This window comes from Thomasclavelia ramosa DSM 1402 (assembly GCF_014131695.1).
Lineage (GTDB): Bacteria > Bacillota_I > Bacilli_A > Erysipelotrichales > Coprobacillaceae > Thomasclavelia > Thomasclavelia ramosa.
In genome coordinates this window covers 2492851-2508439 of record NZ_CP036346.1, presented here as the reverse complement: position 1 = coordinate 2508439, position 15589 = coordinate 2492851, and the positions used below count along the sequence as shown (strand labels likewise).

Annotated in this window: 13 protein-coding genes and 1 other RNA gene; 13 read left to right on the top strand and 1 reads right to left on the bottom strand. The window is 31.3% G+C overall.

All coding sequences use genetic code 11. The annotated features are described in order from the left end of the window. The gene (locus EYR00_RS12100) at positions 1 to 1149 is read right to left on the bottom strand and encodes a DUF871 domain-containing protein (RefSeq protein ID WP_003535809.1); all 1149 of its coding nucleotides are present in this window, start codon (positions 1147 to 1149) and stop codon (positions 1 to 3) included. A gap of 104 nt (positions 1150 to 1253) precedes the next feature. Between EYR00_RS12100 and EYR00_RS12095 the strand changes: the two genes are divergently transcribed. The 13 genes from EYR00_RS12095 (at position 1254) to EYR00_RS12035 (ending at position 15589) form a co-directional block, all read left to right on the top strand. Continuing rightward, positions 1254 to 2942 carry an MraY family glycosyltransferase gene (locus tag EYR00_RS12095; protein ID WP_003535811.1) on the top strand — a complete coding sequence of 563 codons (1689 nt, stop codon included), beginning with the start codon at positions 1254 to 1256 and terminating at the stop codon, positions 2940 to 2942. After that, positions 2935 to 3414 (top strand): GNAT family N-acetyltransferase, encoded by a 480-nt coding sequence (locus tag EYR00_RS12090; RefSeq protein ID WP_003535814.1) that lies wholly within the window; start codon positions 2935 to 2937, stop codon positions 3412 to 3414. Before EYR00_RS12095 ends, EYR00_RS12090 begins: the two co-directional genes overlap by 8 nt. Before the next feature lie 113 nt (positions 3415 to 3527). Next, positions 3528 to 3758, top strand: a complete 231-nt coding sequence (secG, locus tag EYR00_RS12085) for a preprotein translocase subunit SecG (protein ID WP_003535816.1) — start codon at positions 3528 to 3530, stop codon at positions 3756 to 3758. A 49-nt stretch (positions 3759 to 3807) separates the two neighbouring features. Continuing rightward, positions 3808 to 6078: a ribonuclease R gene (gene rnr / locus EYR00_RS12080; protein ID WP_003535818.1), complete on the top strand. Its 2271-nt coding sequence runs from the start codon at positions 3808 to 3810 to the stop codon at positions 6076 to 6078. A gap of 17 nt (positions 6079 to 6095) precedes the next feature. Next, positions 6096 to 6548, top strand: a complete 453-nt coding sequence (gene smpB, locus EYR00_RS12075; protein ID WP_003535825.1) for an SsrA-binding protein SmpB — start codon at positions 6096 to 6098, stop codon at positions 6546 to 6548. Positions 6549 to 6551: 3 nt separating this feature from the next. After that, positions 6552 to 6904: a transfer-messenger RNA gene (gene ssrA / locus EYR00_RS12070) on the top strand. Between the two features lie 1159 nt (positions 6905 to 8063). Then, the gene (locus EYR00_RS12065) at positions 8064 to 8804 is read left to right on the top strand and encodes a class I SAM-dependent methyltransferase (protein ID WP_040434172.1); all 741 of its coding nucleotides are present in this window, start codon (positions 8064 to 8066) and stop codon (positions 8802 to 8804) included. A 112-nt stretch (positions 8805 to 8916) separates the two neighbouring features. Next, positions 8917 to 9327 carry a hypothetical protein gene (locus EYR00_RS12060; RefSeq protein ID WP_003535827.1) on the top strand — a complete coding sequence of 137 codons (411 nt, stop codon included), beginning with the start codon at positions 8917 to 8919 and terminating at the stop codon, positions 9325 to 9327. A gap of 433 nt (positions 9328 to 9760) precedes the next feature. Further along, positions 9761 to 11887 (top strand): EAL domain-containing protein, encoded by a 2127-nt coding sequence (locus tag EYR00_RS12055; RefSeq protein WP_003535828.1) that lies wholly within the window; start codon positions 9761 to 9763, stop codon positions 11885 to 11887. Between the two features lie 31 nt (positions 11888 to 11918). Continuing rightward, complete coding sequence (locus EYR00_RS12050; protein ID WP_003535829.1) at positions 11919 to 12668, top strand: GNAT family N-acetyltransferase; 750 nt, start codon at positions 11919 to 11921, stop codon at positions 12666 to 12668. Positions 12669 to 12864: 196 nt separating this feature from the next. Beyond that, positions 12865 to 13542: an N-acetylmannosamine-6-phosphate 2-epimerase gene (locus EYR00_RS12045; RefSeq protein ID WP_003535831.1), complete on the top strand. Its 678-nt coding sequence runs from the start codon at positions 12865 to 12867 to the stop codon at positions 13540 to 13542. 15 nt (positions 13543 to 13557) lie between these two features. Then, complete coding sequence (locus EYR00_RS12040; RefSeq protein WP_003535832.1) at positions 13558 to 14832, top strand: PTS sugar transporter subunit IIC; 1275 nt, start codon at positions 13558 to 13560, stop codon at positions 14830 to 14832. Continuing rightward, positions 14822 to 15589, top strand: a complete 768-nt coding sequence (locus tag EYR00_RS12035; RefSeq protein WP_003535833.1) for an HAD-IIB family hydrolase — start codon at positions 14822 to 14824, stop codon at positions 15587 to 15589. Before EYR00_RS12040 ends, EYR00_RS12035 begins: the two co-directional genes overlap by 11 nt.

The window sequence follows — 15589 nt, the reverse complement described above, 5'->3', positions numbered from 1 at the left end:
CTATTTTTTTAAAACGAAGTGATGACCAGGTGTTACAAAATCTAATAATATCATTTCTTCTTCTTTAACTGTTGCTACTAAATTACGTTCACCATCATTTGGAATTTCTGTTAAAACAATTTCCAATTCACCACGATAATGAGCTAAGTTATCATTAACAATCAAGACATCACCACGTGTGAACACTTTTTTACCACAATCATGATGAGGGATTGATTTACTGCCTGCGATTTCTGTATTTGAAGTAAATCCAGAATCTTGAACTGTAGCTTTTTCTTTAAATTTAACTCTTGGCATTGAAGAACGTAACATGAATGATGAGTGATCATAACGATCCCAATGAGGGGCAAAATCATACATGATCAATTTTTCATTGTCAGTAATTTCAGGTACTTCATCAACACGAATTTCAATTGCTTGATAATTAATTTTTGATAAAGCTTCTAACTCTTCATCAGTAGCCGGATAGTTTCCGATTAAGATATCGTCAACGTCACCAGTTGCTAATAATGTACGAGCTTGTAAGTCGATTGGTAAACCTCTCATGATTTCGACTGTAGGTAAACCACAGAATACTTCCCATGGTCCAATTGTATTAGCGTTGTTGCTAGAAACAAAAGCAGCTGTATGTAAGTTTAATTCTTTCCAATAACGGTTATATTCCATGAATAGATTGAAATCTAATCCTGAATAACGTTCAGGGAAGAAGTTGTGGCACATGATCATTTGATCTTTATTTCCACCATGATTAATTAGTAATTCAACACCCATGTCCATGCTGGCATTGAATTCAATTTTAATACCATATGGATTACGTGTGATTTGGATATCACCTTGTGTCCCAAAGTTTCCGTCTAAACGGATGATGTCTAATCCTAAATCAGCAAATGGTTTTAAATTTCCTGGTGTAGCTCCAATAATTTTAAATACTTCAGGGTTAGTATCAGCTGCTACTTCGAACCCTAGTTCATGAGCCTTATCCATGAATTCTTTAAATTCTACTAAATAACTTTCGCGCTTATCTTCAGGGATTGATAAGAAACAAGTAAAGATTCTACTAAACCCTAATTTAGCGGCTTTTTCCATATAAGCGTATACCTCTTCTTTTGGTGATTTATCAGGGTATACTGATATTCCTAATTTATGCATTTCGTTTTCCTCCTTAACACCATTATTATAAAACTATTTATTGGTTTTGTCTTGTATTTTATGCAAAAATAATTGATAATATACAAAAGATAGGAAGTGAAAAGATGAATCCTAGTTTGATTATGTCATTTGTTGTAACTATGATCGTTTCAGCCATTCTAATTCCGCTAGTTATGAAGGCGGGTAAAGAATTAGGAATCGTAGCACACAAAAATAAGCGAACAGTTCATAAGGTCGAAGTACCTCGAATCGGTGGATATGCAATTTACATCAGTTCCTTAATTGGGGCGGTCATCTTTTTAAAGACTGATCCTCAAATCAATGCAATTCTAATTGCTGGTTTCTTGGTATTCTTTGTAGGTTTGATTGATGATGTTCATGATTTATCACCGAAAACGAAATTAGCAGTTGAATTGATTGCAGCACTGATTGTTATTGTATATGGTGATATATATTTAAAAGGTTTTGATTTTATGCCGAGTAATTGGCCACCGATTATTCCAGGGGTTATAACAGTTTTATGGATTGTAGGGATTACTAATGCAATCAATTTAATTGATGGATTAGATGGATTGTCATCTGGAATATCAATTATTGTCTTGTTTACTGTTTCAATGACTTCGCTTACGAGTGGAAGAACTGATATTGCTTCGTTGTCATTAGTTTTAGCAGGGGCAATTATGGGATTTTTATTTTATAATTTTCATCCAGCTAAGATTTTTTTAGGAGATTGTGGTGCTTTATATATTGGTTTTATGATTTCTGTTATTTCATTATTAGGTTTTGGTTATAATGTATCGACATTTTTTACCTTAGGGGCACCGATTGTTGTTTTGATGGTTCCGATAATGGATACGTTGATTGCAATCATTCGACGAAAAGTTAATCATAAAAAATTTAGTGAAGCTGATCGGGCGCATTTACATCATAATTTAATGTTCAAATTGAAACTAGGGCATCGTAAAAGTGTTTTAGTTTTATACGGTGTTACTTTTTTGTTCTCTTTAACATCATATATTTATCTATATGATGCAACTTTAGGAACTTTAATGTTTGTCATTCTAATGTTTATTTTCGAATTATTCATTGAAACAACAAGTATGGTAAGTCAAAAGTATAAACCGGTATTAACATTAGCAAATGTCTTTATTCAGAGCGACCGCTTGCCTAAGATTAAATTCTTAGAAAGATATCGGGCTAATCGCAGTGAAAAACGAAAAGTTATTGATCATGTTGTAATGCTTTGTTGTTTACTCATAGTAATTGGGGGAGCAGGTACTTATATTCTTTATAGTCGTGAAGGAGCTTCTAAAAATAACCCTGCGACGGTTCCTGTTGAGACGCCGTATATACATGAGGAAGGAAATGAGCTTTTAAATGATATATATGTTCGACTTGATAAAGCTTATAAAAATAATTTAACAAGCGAGGAATGTCAATTAGTAGCATCTTATTTTGCTGTTGATTATTTTACTTTAAAAGATAAAAAAGATGGTGAAATTGGTGGTTTAGATTATATTTATCCAAGCTTGCAGAGTGAATTTAGCTCATTTGCTTCAAAATCATTTTATACATATAGAGAAACGTATCCAAAATTAGAAGTTAAGAATTATGAAATTATTTCTTTTGCACCATCTAAGGTAGTGATTGATGATCTAGATGATAATGAATATTATAACGTATTAATCTCAATGGAATTCAATCGTAAGGTTGACGAATTACCTAAAAGTGTAAATATAGTTTTAGTTTTAGATAATGATCGTTTTTATGTAGTTGGTGTTGATAATGCTTAGTTATTTAAAAGTAGAGAATATTGATAATGAATTGATTGAATTTCATTTACGTCAAAAGAATTATTATTCTTTGGAAGGACAGGTAGTTACTAGAGAATATCTTATTAATGAGATGCGATGTCCTGACGGTTTTGATGAAATAGATCATTATATAGAAAAATGTTATTTAGAAGGTGAACTAGTTGGATTAGTCGATTATCAATATGGCTATCGTTATTCGATGATTCATGATGATGAATGTGTATGGATTGGATTATTTTTAATTGATCAGGATAAACAAAATTGTGGATTGGGGAAGAGGCTGTTTAATGATTGTTTAAAAAAATTTAAGCAACGTTGTGAACGGATCCAATTGGCTTGTTTAGTGAGGAATGAAGCTGGTTTAGTATTTTGGAAAAAGTGTGGATTTAATGAGATTGGTAATTCTAAATATGGTGATTTACCAGTAATTGTATTAGAGAAAAGAATATAGTAGGCAGCTGTCAAGAAGATTTGATTAAAGTGTCGATGAAATCATTGTAATTTTAAAAATATTATGTTATTATGTTCTAGCGATGTATCAAAGTATCTAATAGGAGGTATATTATGTTTGGGACTATTCTAAATGTTTTATTAGTTGTTATTTCAATAGCACTTATTATATTATGTCTATTACAAAGTGGTAAATCTGATGGAATTGTAAATGCTTTAACTGGTCAAAGCTCAAACTTGTTTGCACAGCAAAAAGAACGTGGTGCAGATTTAGTGATGACAAGAGTTACTACTGGTTTAGCAATTGCATTTTTCGTTATTGCAATCATTCTAAGAATGTCATAAATAATAGGGCTAAGGTCCTATTTTTATTTTGGAATCGGGAGGTGAATGAATGAAAGAAAAGATTTTGGAATTGTTAAGTGATGAAAATTATTTAGAGCGTTCTATTGATTTGATCGCTGCTAAATTGAATTGTAATAAAAGTGATAAATTTGTAAACTTAGTTAAACTTATGAATGAGTTGGAAGATGAAGGTAAAGTAGTTAGAAATAAATATAATCATTATTATCTTCCAAATCAGTTTGGCATGATTCTAGGAACATTAACGATTAATAAACGTGGTTTTGGGTTTGTAGTCGTTGAAGATCAAGAGAAAGATATTTTTATTAGTCCCGATGACTTAAAGGATGCGTTTAATAAGGATACTGTATTAGTTGAATTAAAGAAGCACAGTGATGAGGAACGTCCTGAGGGGCGAGTTATCAGGGTTATAAAAAGAGGACAGACAAGATTAGTTGGTGAAATCAAAAAAGGAAAACGTGATTGCTTTGTTGATGTTGATGATCCGATGTTCGATAAACCGATTTTTGTAGATCGCGCTCATTTACACGGAGCGATGCCGGGACACAAAGTTCAAGTTGAAATTAAGACTTATAAACCGATTTTAAAAGGTGATGTTATAAAGATTTTAGGGCATCGCAATGATCCTGGGATTGATATCTTATCGATAGTATATGAACACGATGCGCCAGTTGAGTTTCCTCAAGCTGTCTATGATCAAATAGAGAATATTCCTGATAGTTTGGAAGGAATTGATATTGGTCAACGGATTGATTTGCGTGATGAGGTCGTTGTTACTATTGATGGTGATGACGCCAAAGACTTAGATGATGGTATTTCATTAAAAAAATTAGATAATGGTCATTATCATTTAGGGGTGCATATTGCCGATGTTTCTTATTATGTTACAGAAGAATCACCGCTTGATAAAGAAGCATTTGCACGTGGAACATCAATTTATTTAGCTGATCGTGTTATCCCAATGCTGCCACATAAGTTATCAAACGGCATTTGTTCATTAAATCCGCATGTTGATCGTTTCACAATTTCTTGTTTTATGGAAATTGATGAAAATGGTGAGGTTGTAGAACATGATATTGTTCCAGCAGTAATTAATTCGACAGAACGGATGACTTATACTAATGTAAATAAAATTCTTGATGGTGATCAGACGCTTCAGTTACAGTATAGTCATGTCAAAGATTTATTTTTCTTAATGCAGGAATTAGCAATGATTCTTCAAGCGAAAAAAGCTAGACGTGGTGCGATTGATTTTGATGTTAAAGAAGCAAAAGTACTAGTTGATAGTAAAGGTAATACTACTGATGTTGTATTGAGAGAACGTGGGGCAAGTGATCGTATTATTGAAGAATTTATGTTATTGGCAAATGAAACAGTTGCAGAGCATTTTAAATGGTTAGAGCTGCCGTTCATTTATCGGGTTCATGAAAATCCTAAACCGAAAAAGTTATTACAATTTAGTGGAATTGCTAAAACTTTAGGCTATACAATCAAAGGTTCATTAGAAAATGTTTATCCGGGTGAATTAAGCAATATCATAGAAGTTAGTAAGGATACTCCGGAACATACAATTATTGCAACTTTATTATTGCGTTGTATGCAAAAAGCGCGTTATGATGAACAGTGTCTAGGACACTTTGGATTAGCTGATGAATATTATACACATTTTACTTCACCAATTAGACGTTATCCAGATTTAATCGTTCATCGTTTAATTAGAAAGTACATGTTCGAAAATCGTTTAGATCGTCGTACTATCATGCATTATCAAGAATTGATGCCTGAAATAGCACTACAAACTTCGGCTCGTGAACGTGAAGCGATTATGATTGAACGTGAAGTTGATGATATGAAAATTGCGGAGTTTATGGAAAAACAAATTGGTGAGGAATTTGAAGGAATTATTAGTTCAGTTACTAATTTTGGTTTCTTTGTTGAACTTGATAATACAATTGATGGGTTAGTCCATGTAACTGATTTGACTGATGATTTTTATTTCTTTGATGAGAAGAATCTTCGTTATATTGGTCAGCGAACAGGCAAGGTGTTTAAGATGTCTGATCGAGTTAAAGTTCGAGTATCAAGTGCATCTAAAAAAGATAAATCAGTAGATTTTGAAATTGTTGGCATGAAATCCAACAAAAAGACAACAAAAACTGTTATAATAAATAAGCGCAAAGATAATGATCGTAAAAACAATCGAAAACGGAATGATCGTCGTAAAAAGCGTCATGAAGAACCACGTTTTACAAATAATCATTTTAAACGCTCTAAAAAGAGTAAATCTAAGCATCGCGCTTAATTAATCAGAAAGGGGAAATGGGCATGAAAATTGTATCAAATAACAAGAAAGCTTATCATGATTATTTTATCTTAGATACATATGAAGCAGGGATTGAACTAAAAGGAACAGAAATTAAATCGGTCCGTTTAGGTAATGTAAATCTTAAAGATGCTTTTGTAAGAATTAAAGATAATGAAGCTTATATTGAAAATATGCACATTTCTCCTTATAGCCATGGTAATCAATTTAATCATGAGCCGTTACGTAATCGAAAACTATTACTTCATAAAAAAGAAATTTTAAAAATTTCAAATAAATTAAAAGAAGGTGGCTTGACAGTTGTACCAACTAAGTTATACTTTAATACAGGAAGTAAAGTAAAATTGGAGATTGGAATTGCTCGCGGTAAGAAATTATACGACAAGCGCCAAGATTTAAAAGAAAGAGATTCTAAAAGAGAAATTGAAAAAGCTCTTAAGAATTACTGATCTGGGGGTGTCCTGGGTTCGACAGGTGTATGTCTGACCTTAGCTGCAGTCGAAGGCATTCGTTAAATGCACAAACAAATAACTGGAAACAGACAAACTAATTACGCTTTCGCTTAGTCGACATAGACATGAAAGCTGCCACTATTTAGCGTGCCTATAGCTATTTAACTGGTATCATAAACTCATAGGATAAGGGTATTTATTGCTTAGCTAAATACTTCGAAAATCTCATAAGCTCGTTAGGTGGAAAATTGCTCATTGATTGTAGCCTAATTAAATTAATTCAATGAGATAAACTGTAGACGCTTTGGAGGGATTATGCTTGGACAGGGGTTCGATTCCCCTCACCTCCACCAATAAAGCAATTGACCGAATAGATAACCAATCTATTCGTTTTTTTATATAAAAAGAATGTGTTTCTCATGAATTATATTTTAAACTAATTTGATAATGATTCATTGTATTTTTCATTGGATTATACAAACGATGTTTGGAGAAAAGAACTATTCTAAGAAATAGAGCATATGTATCAAACTACTAGGTTTAAACGAAAAAGATACAAAAGGAATTATTGAAATATGTCAAGGATTATGACTTAATAATAGTTATTGGTTTGTTAAAGAAGATTATCTAGATATATTTAGTGATAAAAATCTATATATAAATTCATTTAATACAAAAATTGCTTCTATTACATTTACTAGGTAAGGAAGCTATACTAGATCTTCCTTCCGTTTATCACCTGAGTTTACAACTAATGGTATGCTTGCAAAATTAAAAAGGCAAGGCGATGCTTTATAAGTCAAGATATTTCATTTACCCCTATTGGTAGATTAGTTAAAACTGGTAGTATCGAAGCAGTTATAGATTATTATAAAAATATTGGAGATGATTATTATCAAGAACTTATAGTTATGCAATGGACAGTGATTTTAAAGACATAAATACTTATGTTTCAACTCGTCTTCCAGCAACCTATCAAAATTTTATAGGATTTGTTGAATCATTAATGTCAAACATGCAAAAATAAACTTGGAAAGTTAATAAATTATAAGTTTGATAGAAAAACAAAATATAAATTATCAAATAAACGTTTAAAACAATTAGAAAAGCTAATTCAAGAAAGAGTAATATTATTAGATCAATAAGATTATTCTTTTTTTATGGGCTATTATGTCTTAATAATATCTAAACTGAGTATTAAGAAATTGATGGTTGAGGTAAAAGTGAAAAGGATTAAATGTTAATCTTTTTTAGCTGATTTATCTTTGTAAAAAATATATTTTATGGAAATACAAATGATAGATTATGATTTGGTAAGTGAAGATATGATATTCAAAATAGAGTTCGAGGTTAAGAGATAAGTCTTAAAAGAAAATATATAACATTAATTTAAAAATCTGTTAGTAACTTTTATATGAAAATATTTTTTAGAAAATTAGACGAAATAAATTATTGTTTGGAATTAAATATAGTATTATAGAATTAAGAAGTATAAATTATGGGGATATAGATATGAAAAATTATTATGGTAGTTTGTGTACAGAAATGTATGAGATCTTGCATAAGGATGCACCAGAAGACGAATTAGATTTTTATCTATCTTATACTAGAAAAGATATGTCAATTTTAGAACCTTTATGTGGTAGTGGAAGATTTTTAGTTCCATTTCTAGAAAGAGGATATGATATTAAGGGAATAGACTTATCTAAAGAAATGCTTGCAAAATTAAAGGAAAAGTCACCTAATGCTAAAGTGTTTCAAAGTGATATACTGGAGTATGATACTGTAGAAAAATATGATTACATCTTTATTTCTTCTGGTTCTGTATCATTATTTACAGATATGGTATTATGTAGAAAAATTTTAAAAAAAATGAAGTGGTTGTTAAAAAAAGGTGGCAAATTTGTTTTTGCAGTTGATACAGTAGCGAATAGATGTCCTGATGATTCTGATTATCGGACTGCAATAGCTATAAAGACTAAAGAAAGGTATGATTTGATTCTTAAAAATAAAAACTATTACGATGAAAAAACGCATACCCAGTTTTCTCCAGGTATTTATGAACTATATAAAGGAGCAGAACTGTTGCAACAAGAAATTATGGATTTTCAGACACATTTATATGAATTGGGTGAACTAGAACAATATTTACAGGATATAGGATTTACAAGTGTAACAGTGTATTCATCATATGAAAAAGTAATTGCTAAAAATAATCATACAGAAATGTTCTTGTATGAGTGTTCATTTTAAAAAAAGGGATGGATAAAGATGATAGTCTTAATCACAGGAGCTTCGTATACAGGTAAGACAGCGCTTGCTCAAAAGCTGCTTGAAAAGTATAAATTTCCATGATCATCTGAAAATGGGGCTAATTCGTAGCGGAAACACTGAATTAACACCTATGAGTGATAATGATGCTCTAACTAAATATTTATGGCCAATTGTTTGTGAAATGATTAAGACCGTTATTGAAAATAAGCAAAGCCTTATTATTGAAGGATGTTATATTCCTTTTGACTGGAAGAAAAATTTCACAAAAAAATATTTGGATAATATAAGGTATTATTGTCTTATAATGAGTGAAAATTATATTAGAAATCATTTTGATGACATCAAAAAATATGGTAATGTCATTGAAAATCGTCTAGATGATGAAAATTGTACTCTGGATAGTGTGTTGAAGGATAATGCTCAGTTTTCTAAACTTGCCCAAAAAAGTAAGATGAATTACATACTTATTGACGATCCATATAAAATAGATATTGATTTATAATAATTATTGTTTATGCTATAAGAATCAAATTAATATTTATACTATTCTTAAATTTTTTATTGTTCTATTTTTAATGGTTTATTTAGTGAAGGTCATTTACTAAATTTTTGCTACTTGATATAATTATAGAAATGGTAGATAAATAGAACAAAAAATTAATGTATAGATGAGAGAAAATATTAGTTTAAGTGAATAAAGGAGTTAGACAATACTGGCTCATGATTGAAAATTTTAATAAGCACATTTTTTAAATAAGAGAGAAAAACTAAAAGAATAATTATGGATTAGATAAGGGGATGTGCCTGGTAATTACTTTGTAAAAATAATTCAGGTCTATTTAACTAGTTTGGGACAACAGATTTATTGTTATTTGATAGATTATAATATATTGATTTTATGTCTTACGGTAGTAATTAAGTAGAGGGATGGGAATATGAAAGTTAAGAAAACAAGACGGCAATTTTATGACTCGATTTATATTTTGGCAATTAAACACGGATTAATGCTAGCAATACCATTCCTCATTCTTGGCTCTTTTGCTTTGTTGTTTAATAGCTTTCCAATCCCCGATTATCAAGTCTTTTTAGCGGCTTTTCTAGATGGAGGCTTAAAAGACGGATTAAGCATTATTTATAACTGTTCCTTAGGTTCTATTGCGTTAATTTTAATTATTACCATCTCACTTTCATACGGAAAATTAAATGGTCAAGATGATGTCTTTTTTTATCCTATTACAGCAATAATTTCATACCTTTCTTTTTGTGGCGGATTGCATGAAAAGACATATATTTTTCAATCTGACTGGGTCTTTACGGCAATGTGCATAACCCTTTTAACTTGTGCGATGTTAAAAAAGGGAATGCACCTTGTAAATCATTTAGAAAAATTGTATACGGTAGGGACAAATTATATTTTTAATCGAGCAATACAAGGAATTTTCCCGATAGTCTTTATCATTATTATATTTACGAGTGCTGGGCAGATTATGAAAGGTTTATTAGGTGATATCAATATTGTTAATTTTGGCTCATATTTCTTTATATATTTGTTTAGCTGGTTTGGTAATGGAATTATTGGGACCTTGTTATATGTATTTTTTGTACATTTTTTATGGTTTTTTGGAATACATGGGACTAATACACTGGATATGGTTGCTAAGCAGTTGTTTGAGCCGGGAGTACAAATTAATCAAGCGTTAATACAAAATGGTCAATTACCAACAGAATTATTTTCAAAAACATTTCTAGATATATTTGTTTTTATTGGCGGTTGTGGAACAGCATTATGTTTAATTTTAGCAATCTTTATTGCTGCTAAAAAAAGTAATAATAAGAAACTTGCGAAGGTTGCAGGTATATCTGTTTTTTTCAACATTAATGAAATTGTTATTTTTGGTTTTCCCGTTATTTTTAATCCTATTATGCTGATTCCTTTTATTTTGACACCGTTAGTTTTAACAATAATCAGTAGTATTGCAATGTCAACTGGTATAGTTCCGTATATAAGTCAATCGGTTGAATGGACAGTTCCGATTATTTTAAGTGGATATCAGGCAACGGGATCTATCGCAGGTAGTTTTCTCCAAATATTTAATATTATTATCGGAACAATGCTTTATATTCCATTTGTAAAGTATAGTGAGCAGATCCAAAGTAAAGAATTTGAAGAATCTATTCTTGCCTTAGAAAATGATATGATTGAAGGAGAACAAAATGGTAGTATCCCCGTTTTTTTATCAGATCATTATCACTATCATTTTCCCGCCAAAACACTTGCTATGGATTTGCGTAATGCGATGTATTTACATCAGCTGCAATTATATTATCAGGTACAAATGACTGCGGAGGAACAAGTATATGGTGTAGAAGCGTTGTTGCGATGGAATCATCCAGTTTGTGGTTTTGTTGCACCTTCATTATTGATTTCTTTGGCTTACCAAGGTGGTTTTTTGAATGAACTAGGTTTATATATTATAGAAAAGGCTTGTCAAGATGCTGAGCAGATAGATAGATTAGCGATGAAGATGAATTTGTCAATCAATATTTCTCCAAAGCAGCTGGAGGATGCTGATTTTGTTTCTAACGTACTTAAAATTATTAATAAGTATCATTTGCAATATATAGAACTGGTTTTTGAGGTTACTGAACGAGCTTTATTGAATACTACTAATATTATTACAAAGCGCATATTAGAATTGCGAGATAGTGGGATTAAGTTGAGTATAGATGATTTTGGAATGGGACACAGTTCAATAACTTATTTGCAGGAAAATATATTTGATGAAGTTAAGTTGGATGGTAGTTTGGTACAGCACCTATTGGAAAATGACAGAACACGCGAAATTATTATGAGTATTACTCAAATAGCCAAGCGGTTAAATTTTAGTGTAGTTGCAGAATTTGTTGAAACAGAGGAACAGATTAATGTATTAAAAGAAGCTGGATGTAAGATTTATCAAGGCTACTATTATGCTAAGGCAGTACCATTAGATGAATTTTTACAATATTGTCTTATTACAAGGAATGGTATTATAAGATCGCCAATAAATGAGAAAGTTTAGTGTTCTGATAATAAAACTAAGGGGGTAAAATATGGATGATGAATTTATTAATATAACGACAGAAAATGTTTTTAATGAACACTTATGTTGTATTATACGGAGTAAAAAGTTTCATCCTGGAATAGATGCAAAGCGCCAATGGCTTTCAAAACGCCTAAATGAAGGACATGTTTTTAGAAAATTGAATGAAAGGGGTACTGTTTTTATTGAATATGCCCCATTGGAAAAAGCATGGGTTCCTATTGTTGGTGATAATTATTTCTACATATATTGCTTGTGGGTTATGGGAAGCTATAAAGGCAAAGGGTATGGTAAGTCACTGATGGATTATTGTTTGGCGGATGCTAAAGCAAAAGGAAAATCAGGTGTCTGTTTACTAGGTTCAAAAAAACAAAAACATTGGCTTACAGATCAGTCATTTGCTAAAAGTAATGGCTTTGAGGTCGTTGATACTACTGATGATGGATATGAACTATTAGCGTTGTCTTTTGATGGAACTTTCCCTCGATTTACTCAAAAGGCTAAAAAGCAAAAGATTGAAAATAAAGAACTAACTATTTATTATGATATGCAATGCCCTTTTGTTTATCAAAGTCTTGAAATAGTCAAACAGTATTGTGAGATTAATAATGTACCTATTCTGATGATTCAAGTTGATACTTTACAAAAAGCTAAAGATTTACCTTGTGTTTTTAATAATTGGGCAGTGTTTTATCATGGGAAATTTGAAACTGTGAATCTGCTAGATAAAAATACTCTTACAAGATTATTAAAAAAATAGAGATTATAAATATATAAAGATTGGAATTAAATGGCTGAATAAGCCATTTTTTTAATTTTTATTTTAAAAGTACTTTCAAAAACATTAAAAATAAGTTGGAATAAAAAATAAAAATGAAAGTAATTACTAAAGCAAGTGAATATATTGCTTAATAAAATAAAAGCCATTAAAGTTATAAACAAGGAGGAGAGATTTAATGAAGAGGATTCAAAATAGTTTGATCGTTTCATGTCAGGCATTAGAAGATGAACCGCTGCATTCATCATTGATCATGTCAAAAATGGCACTTGCTGCAAAGATGGGGGGAGCAAAAGGAATAAGAGCAAATAGTGTTCAAGATATCCATGAAATTAAAAAGGAAGTGGATTTGCCAATTATTGGTATCATCAAGAAAGATTATGAGGATACAGATATTTATATTACTACAACGATGAAAGAGGTGGATGCTCTAGTGGCAGAAGGGGTAGATATTATTGCGATGGATGCGACAATGCAGTTAAGACCTCATAATCAAACAATTACTGAATTTTTTAAGGAGGTAAAAGCAAAATATCCTCATCAATTGTTTATGGCTGATTGCTCCACTGTGGAAGAGGCAATCCATGCTGATAATATTGGATTTGATTTTATTGGAACAACTTTAGTCGGATATACACCACAAAGCCAAAATAGTCGAATTGATGCTAATGATTTTAAAATTATTAGAGAGATAGTGAAGAATGTTAAGCATCCTGTGATTGGTGAGGGAAATATAGATACTCCTTCTAAAGTAAAAAGGGCATTAGAATTAGGTTGTTATAGTGTGGTTGTAGGATCAATGATTACAAGACCACAGTTAATTACAAAGAAATTTGTAGATGAGATTTCAAGATAAGGGAGGAAAGAGATTATGATGGATAAATTGTCTAATGTGTTATTGCCGATTGCTGAGAAACTTTCTAAAAATCGTTATTTGACAGCAATTAGGGATGGTTTTGTTTCAATCATGCCGCTAGTAATTACTGCGTCTTTATTTACATTGATCAATAGTGTATTTGTAGGTGAGGGGCATTACTTTGATCAATGGTTTGGAGCACCATGTAATGATTTTGCTAAAATCGGTAGTGTAATTAGTTCAGCCTCAATGTCAATTATGGCAGTTTTGCTAGTTTTTACTACTGCTAAAGCTTTAGCTAATGAATATAAAATGGATACTTCGGTTGCTGGAGCAACAGCAGTTGTTTGCTTTTTATGTCTAACACCATTTGTAAGTGATGCAAAAATTGGTGAATATGTGACTACTTATTATTTAGGGGCAGCTGGGATGTTTACAGCATTTATTTCTGCCTTGATTTCAGTTGAATTAATGAGATTTTTGCTTGGGTTCAAAGCACTGGTTATTAAAATGCCGGAAAGTGTACCTACTGGAATTGCTAGATCATTTAATGCAATTATTCCTGTAGCTTTAACGGTTATTATTTTTGCAATCCTGAGAATTATAACCGATGCAATAGGGGCGCCGCTTAATGATTTGATTTTTAACTGGATTCAAACACCTTTTACTGCAATTGTTTCATCACCGGTCGGATTGATTGTTATTTATGTTTTGTATATGCTTTTATGGGGCTTTGGAATTCATTCGGCATATATTTTTAATCCAATCTTAGAACCAATCTATTTGGCAAGTCTAGCAATCAATGAAGCTGCTATTACAAGTGGAACAGCAGCTACCGAAATTATTACTAAACCATTTATTGATTCCGTTGCATTTATGGGTGGCGCTGGTAATATGTTAGCGCTTGTAATTGCTATTTTTATAGTTTCTAAAAGAGATGATTATAAGGTGATTGGAAAATTAGGTTTTGTACCAGCATTATTTAATATTTCAGAACCGCTGATGTTTGGATTACCTGTTGTTATGAATCCTATCTTGATCATTCCAATGATTTTAACAACTCTTGCTGGTTTAGGAATTGGAGCGTTAGCTACACAAATTGGTATTATGGCTCATACTTACGTATTGATCCCTTGGACGACACCACCAGTAATCAGTGCGTTTCTAGCTACTGGAGGAGATATTATGTCAGGGGTCATTGGTCTACTTATTTTGGTAGTATCTGTTCTTATCTATATCCCATTTGTAAAAGTTATGAATAAAGAAGGAATTGAGAGTATTGAAGAATAAAGTTATTGTTTTTGATCTAGACGGTACACTTTTAGGTGCCAATAATGAAATCATTGGAGGAACCGAGACATTGAATTGTCTTGATTCTCTCCAACAAATGGGATGGACATTAGCAATATGTACAGGTCGGTTAGATCATGATATTTTAAAAATAGAAGAACAATACAAACTTAAAATAGAGCATCGTATTTCTCAAAACGGTGCGGTTTGTATGAAAGGACAACAATTGATAGCTACCTTGATTGATAAACAAGAAGCTATAAATATCTATAAGGAGATTCAAAAAGAAGATATTCGAATCGAGTTAAATACAGTATCTAATCGTTATTGGAAAAGTGAAAGAGATCCAGCTTTCCCTAGTGAATTATATGATTCCCATATCATTTGTAAAGATTTTGATAAACTTATACTGTATCAGCCAGCAGTTTTGTTTCTTGTTATTGGTACTGAAGATAAACTTCGCTCAATAGAAACATATATAAATACAACATATCAAAAGACAAAAGCAGTGATGACTTCTTCAACATCTTTGGAAATCATGCATAAAGATGCCTCAAAAGGAAATGCCGTAAAAATGCTATATCCTAAAAGTGAAGTATATGCAATAGGTGATTCCCCAAATGACTTTGATATGTTTCCAATTGCTAAAAAGGGTTACTTGGTTGCAAATAAGCCTTGTCAATTTCCCTGTGCTCAAAAAGAAAGTATTTTAGAAGCGTTAAAAGATATAATAAAAATAAATAAAGAGGACAGATAA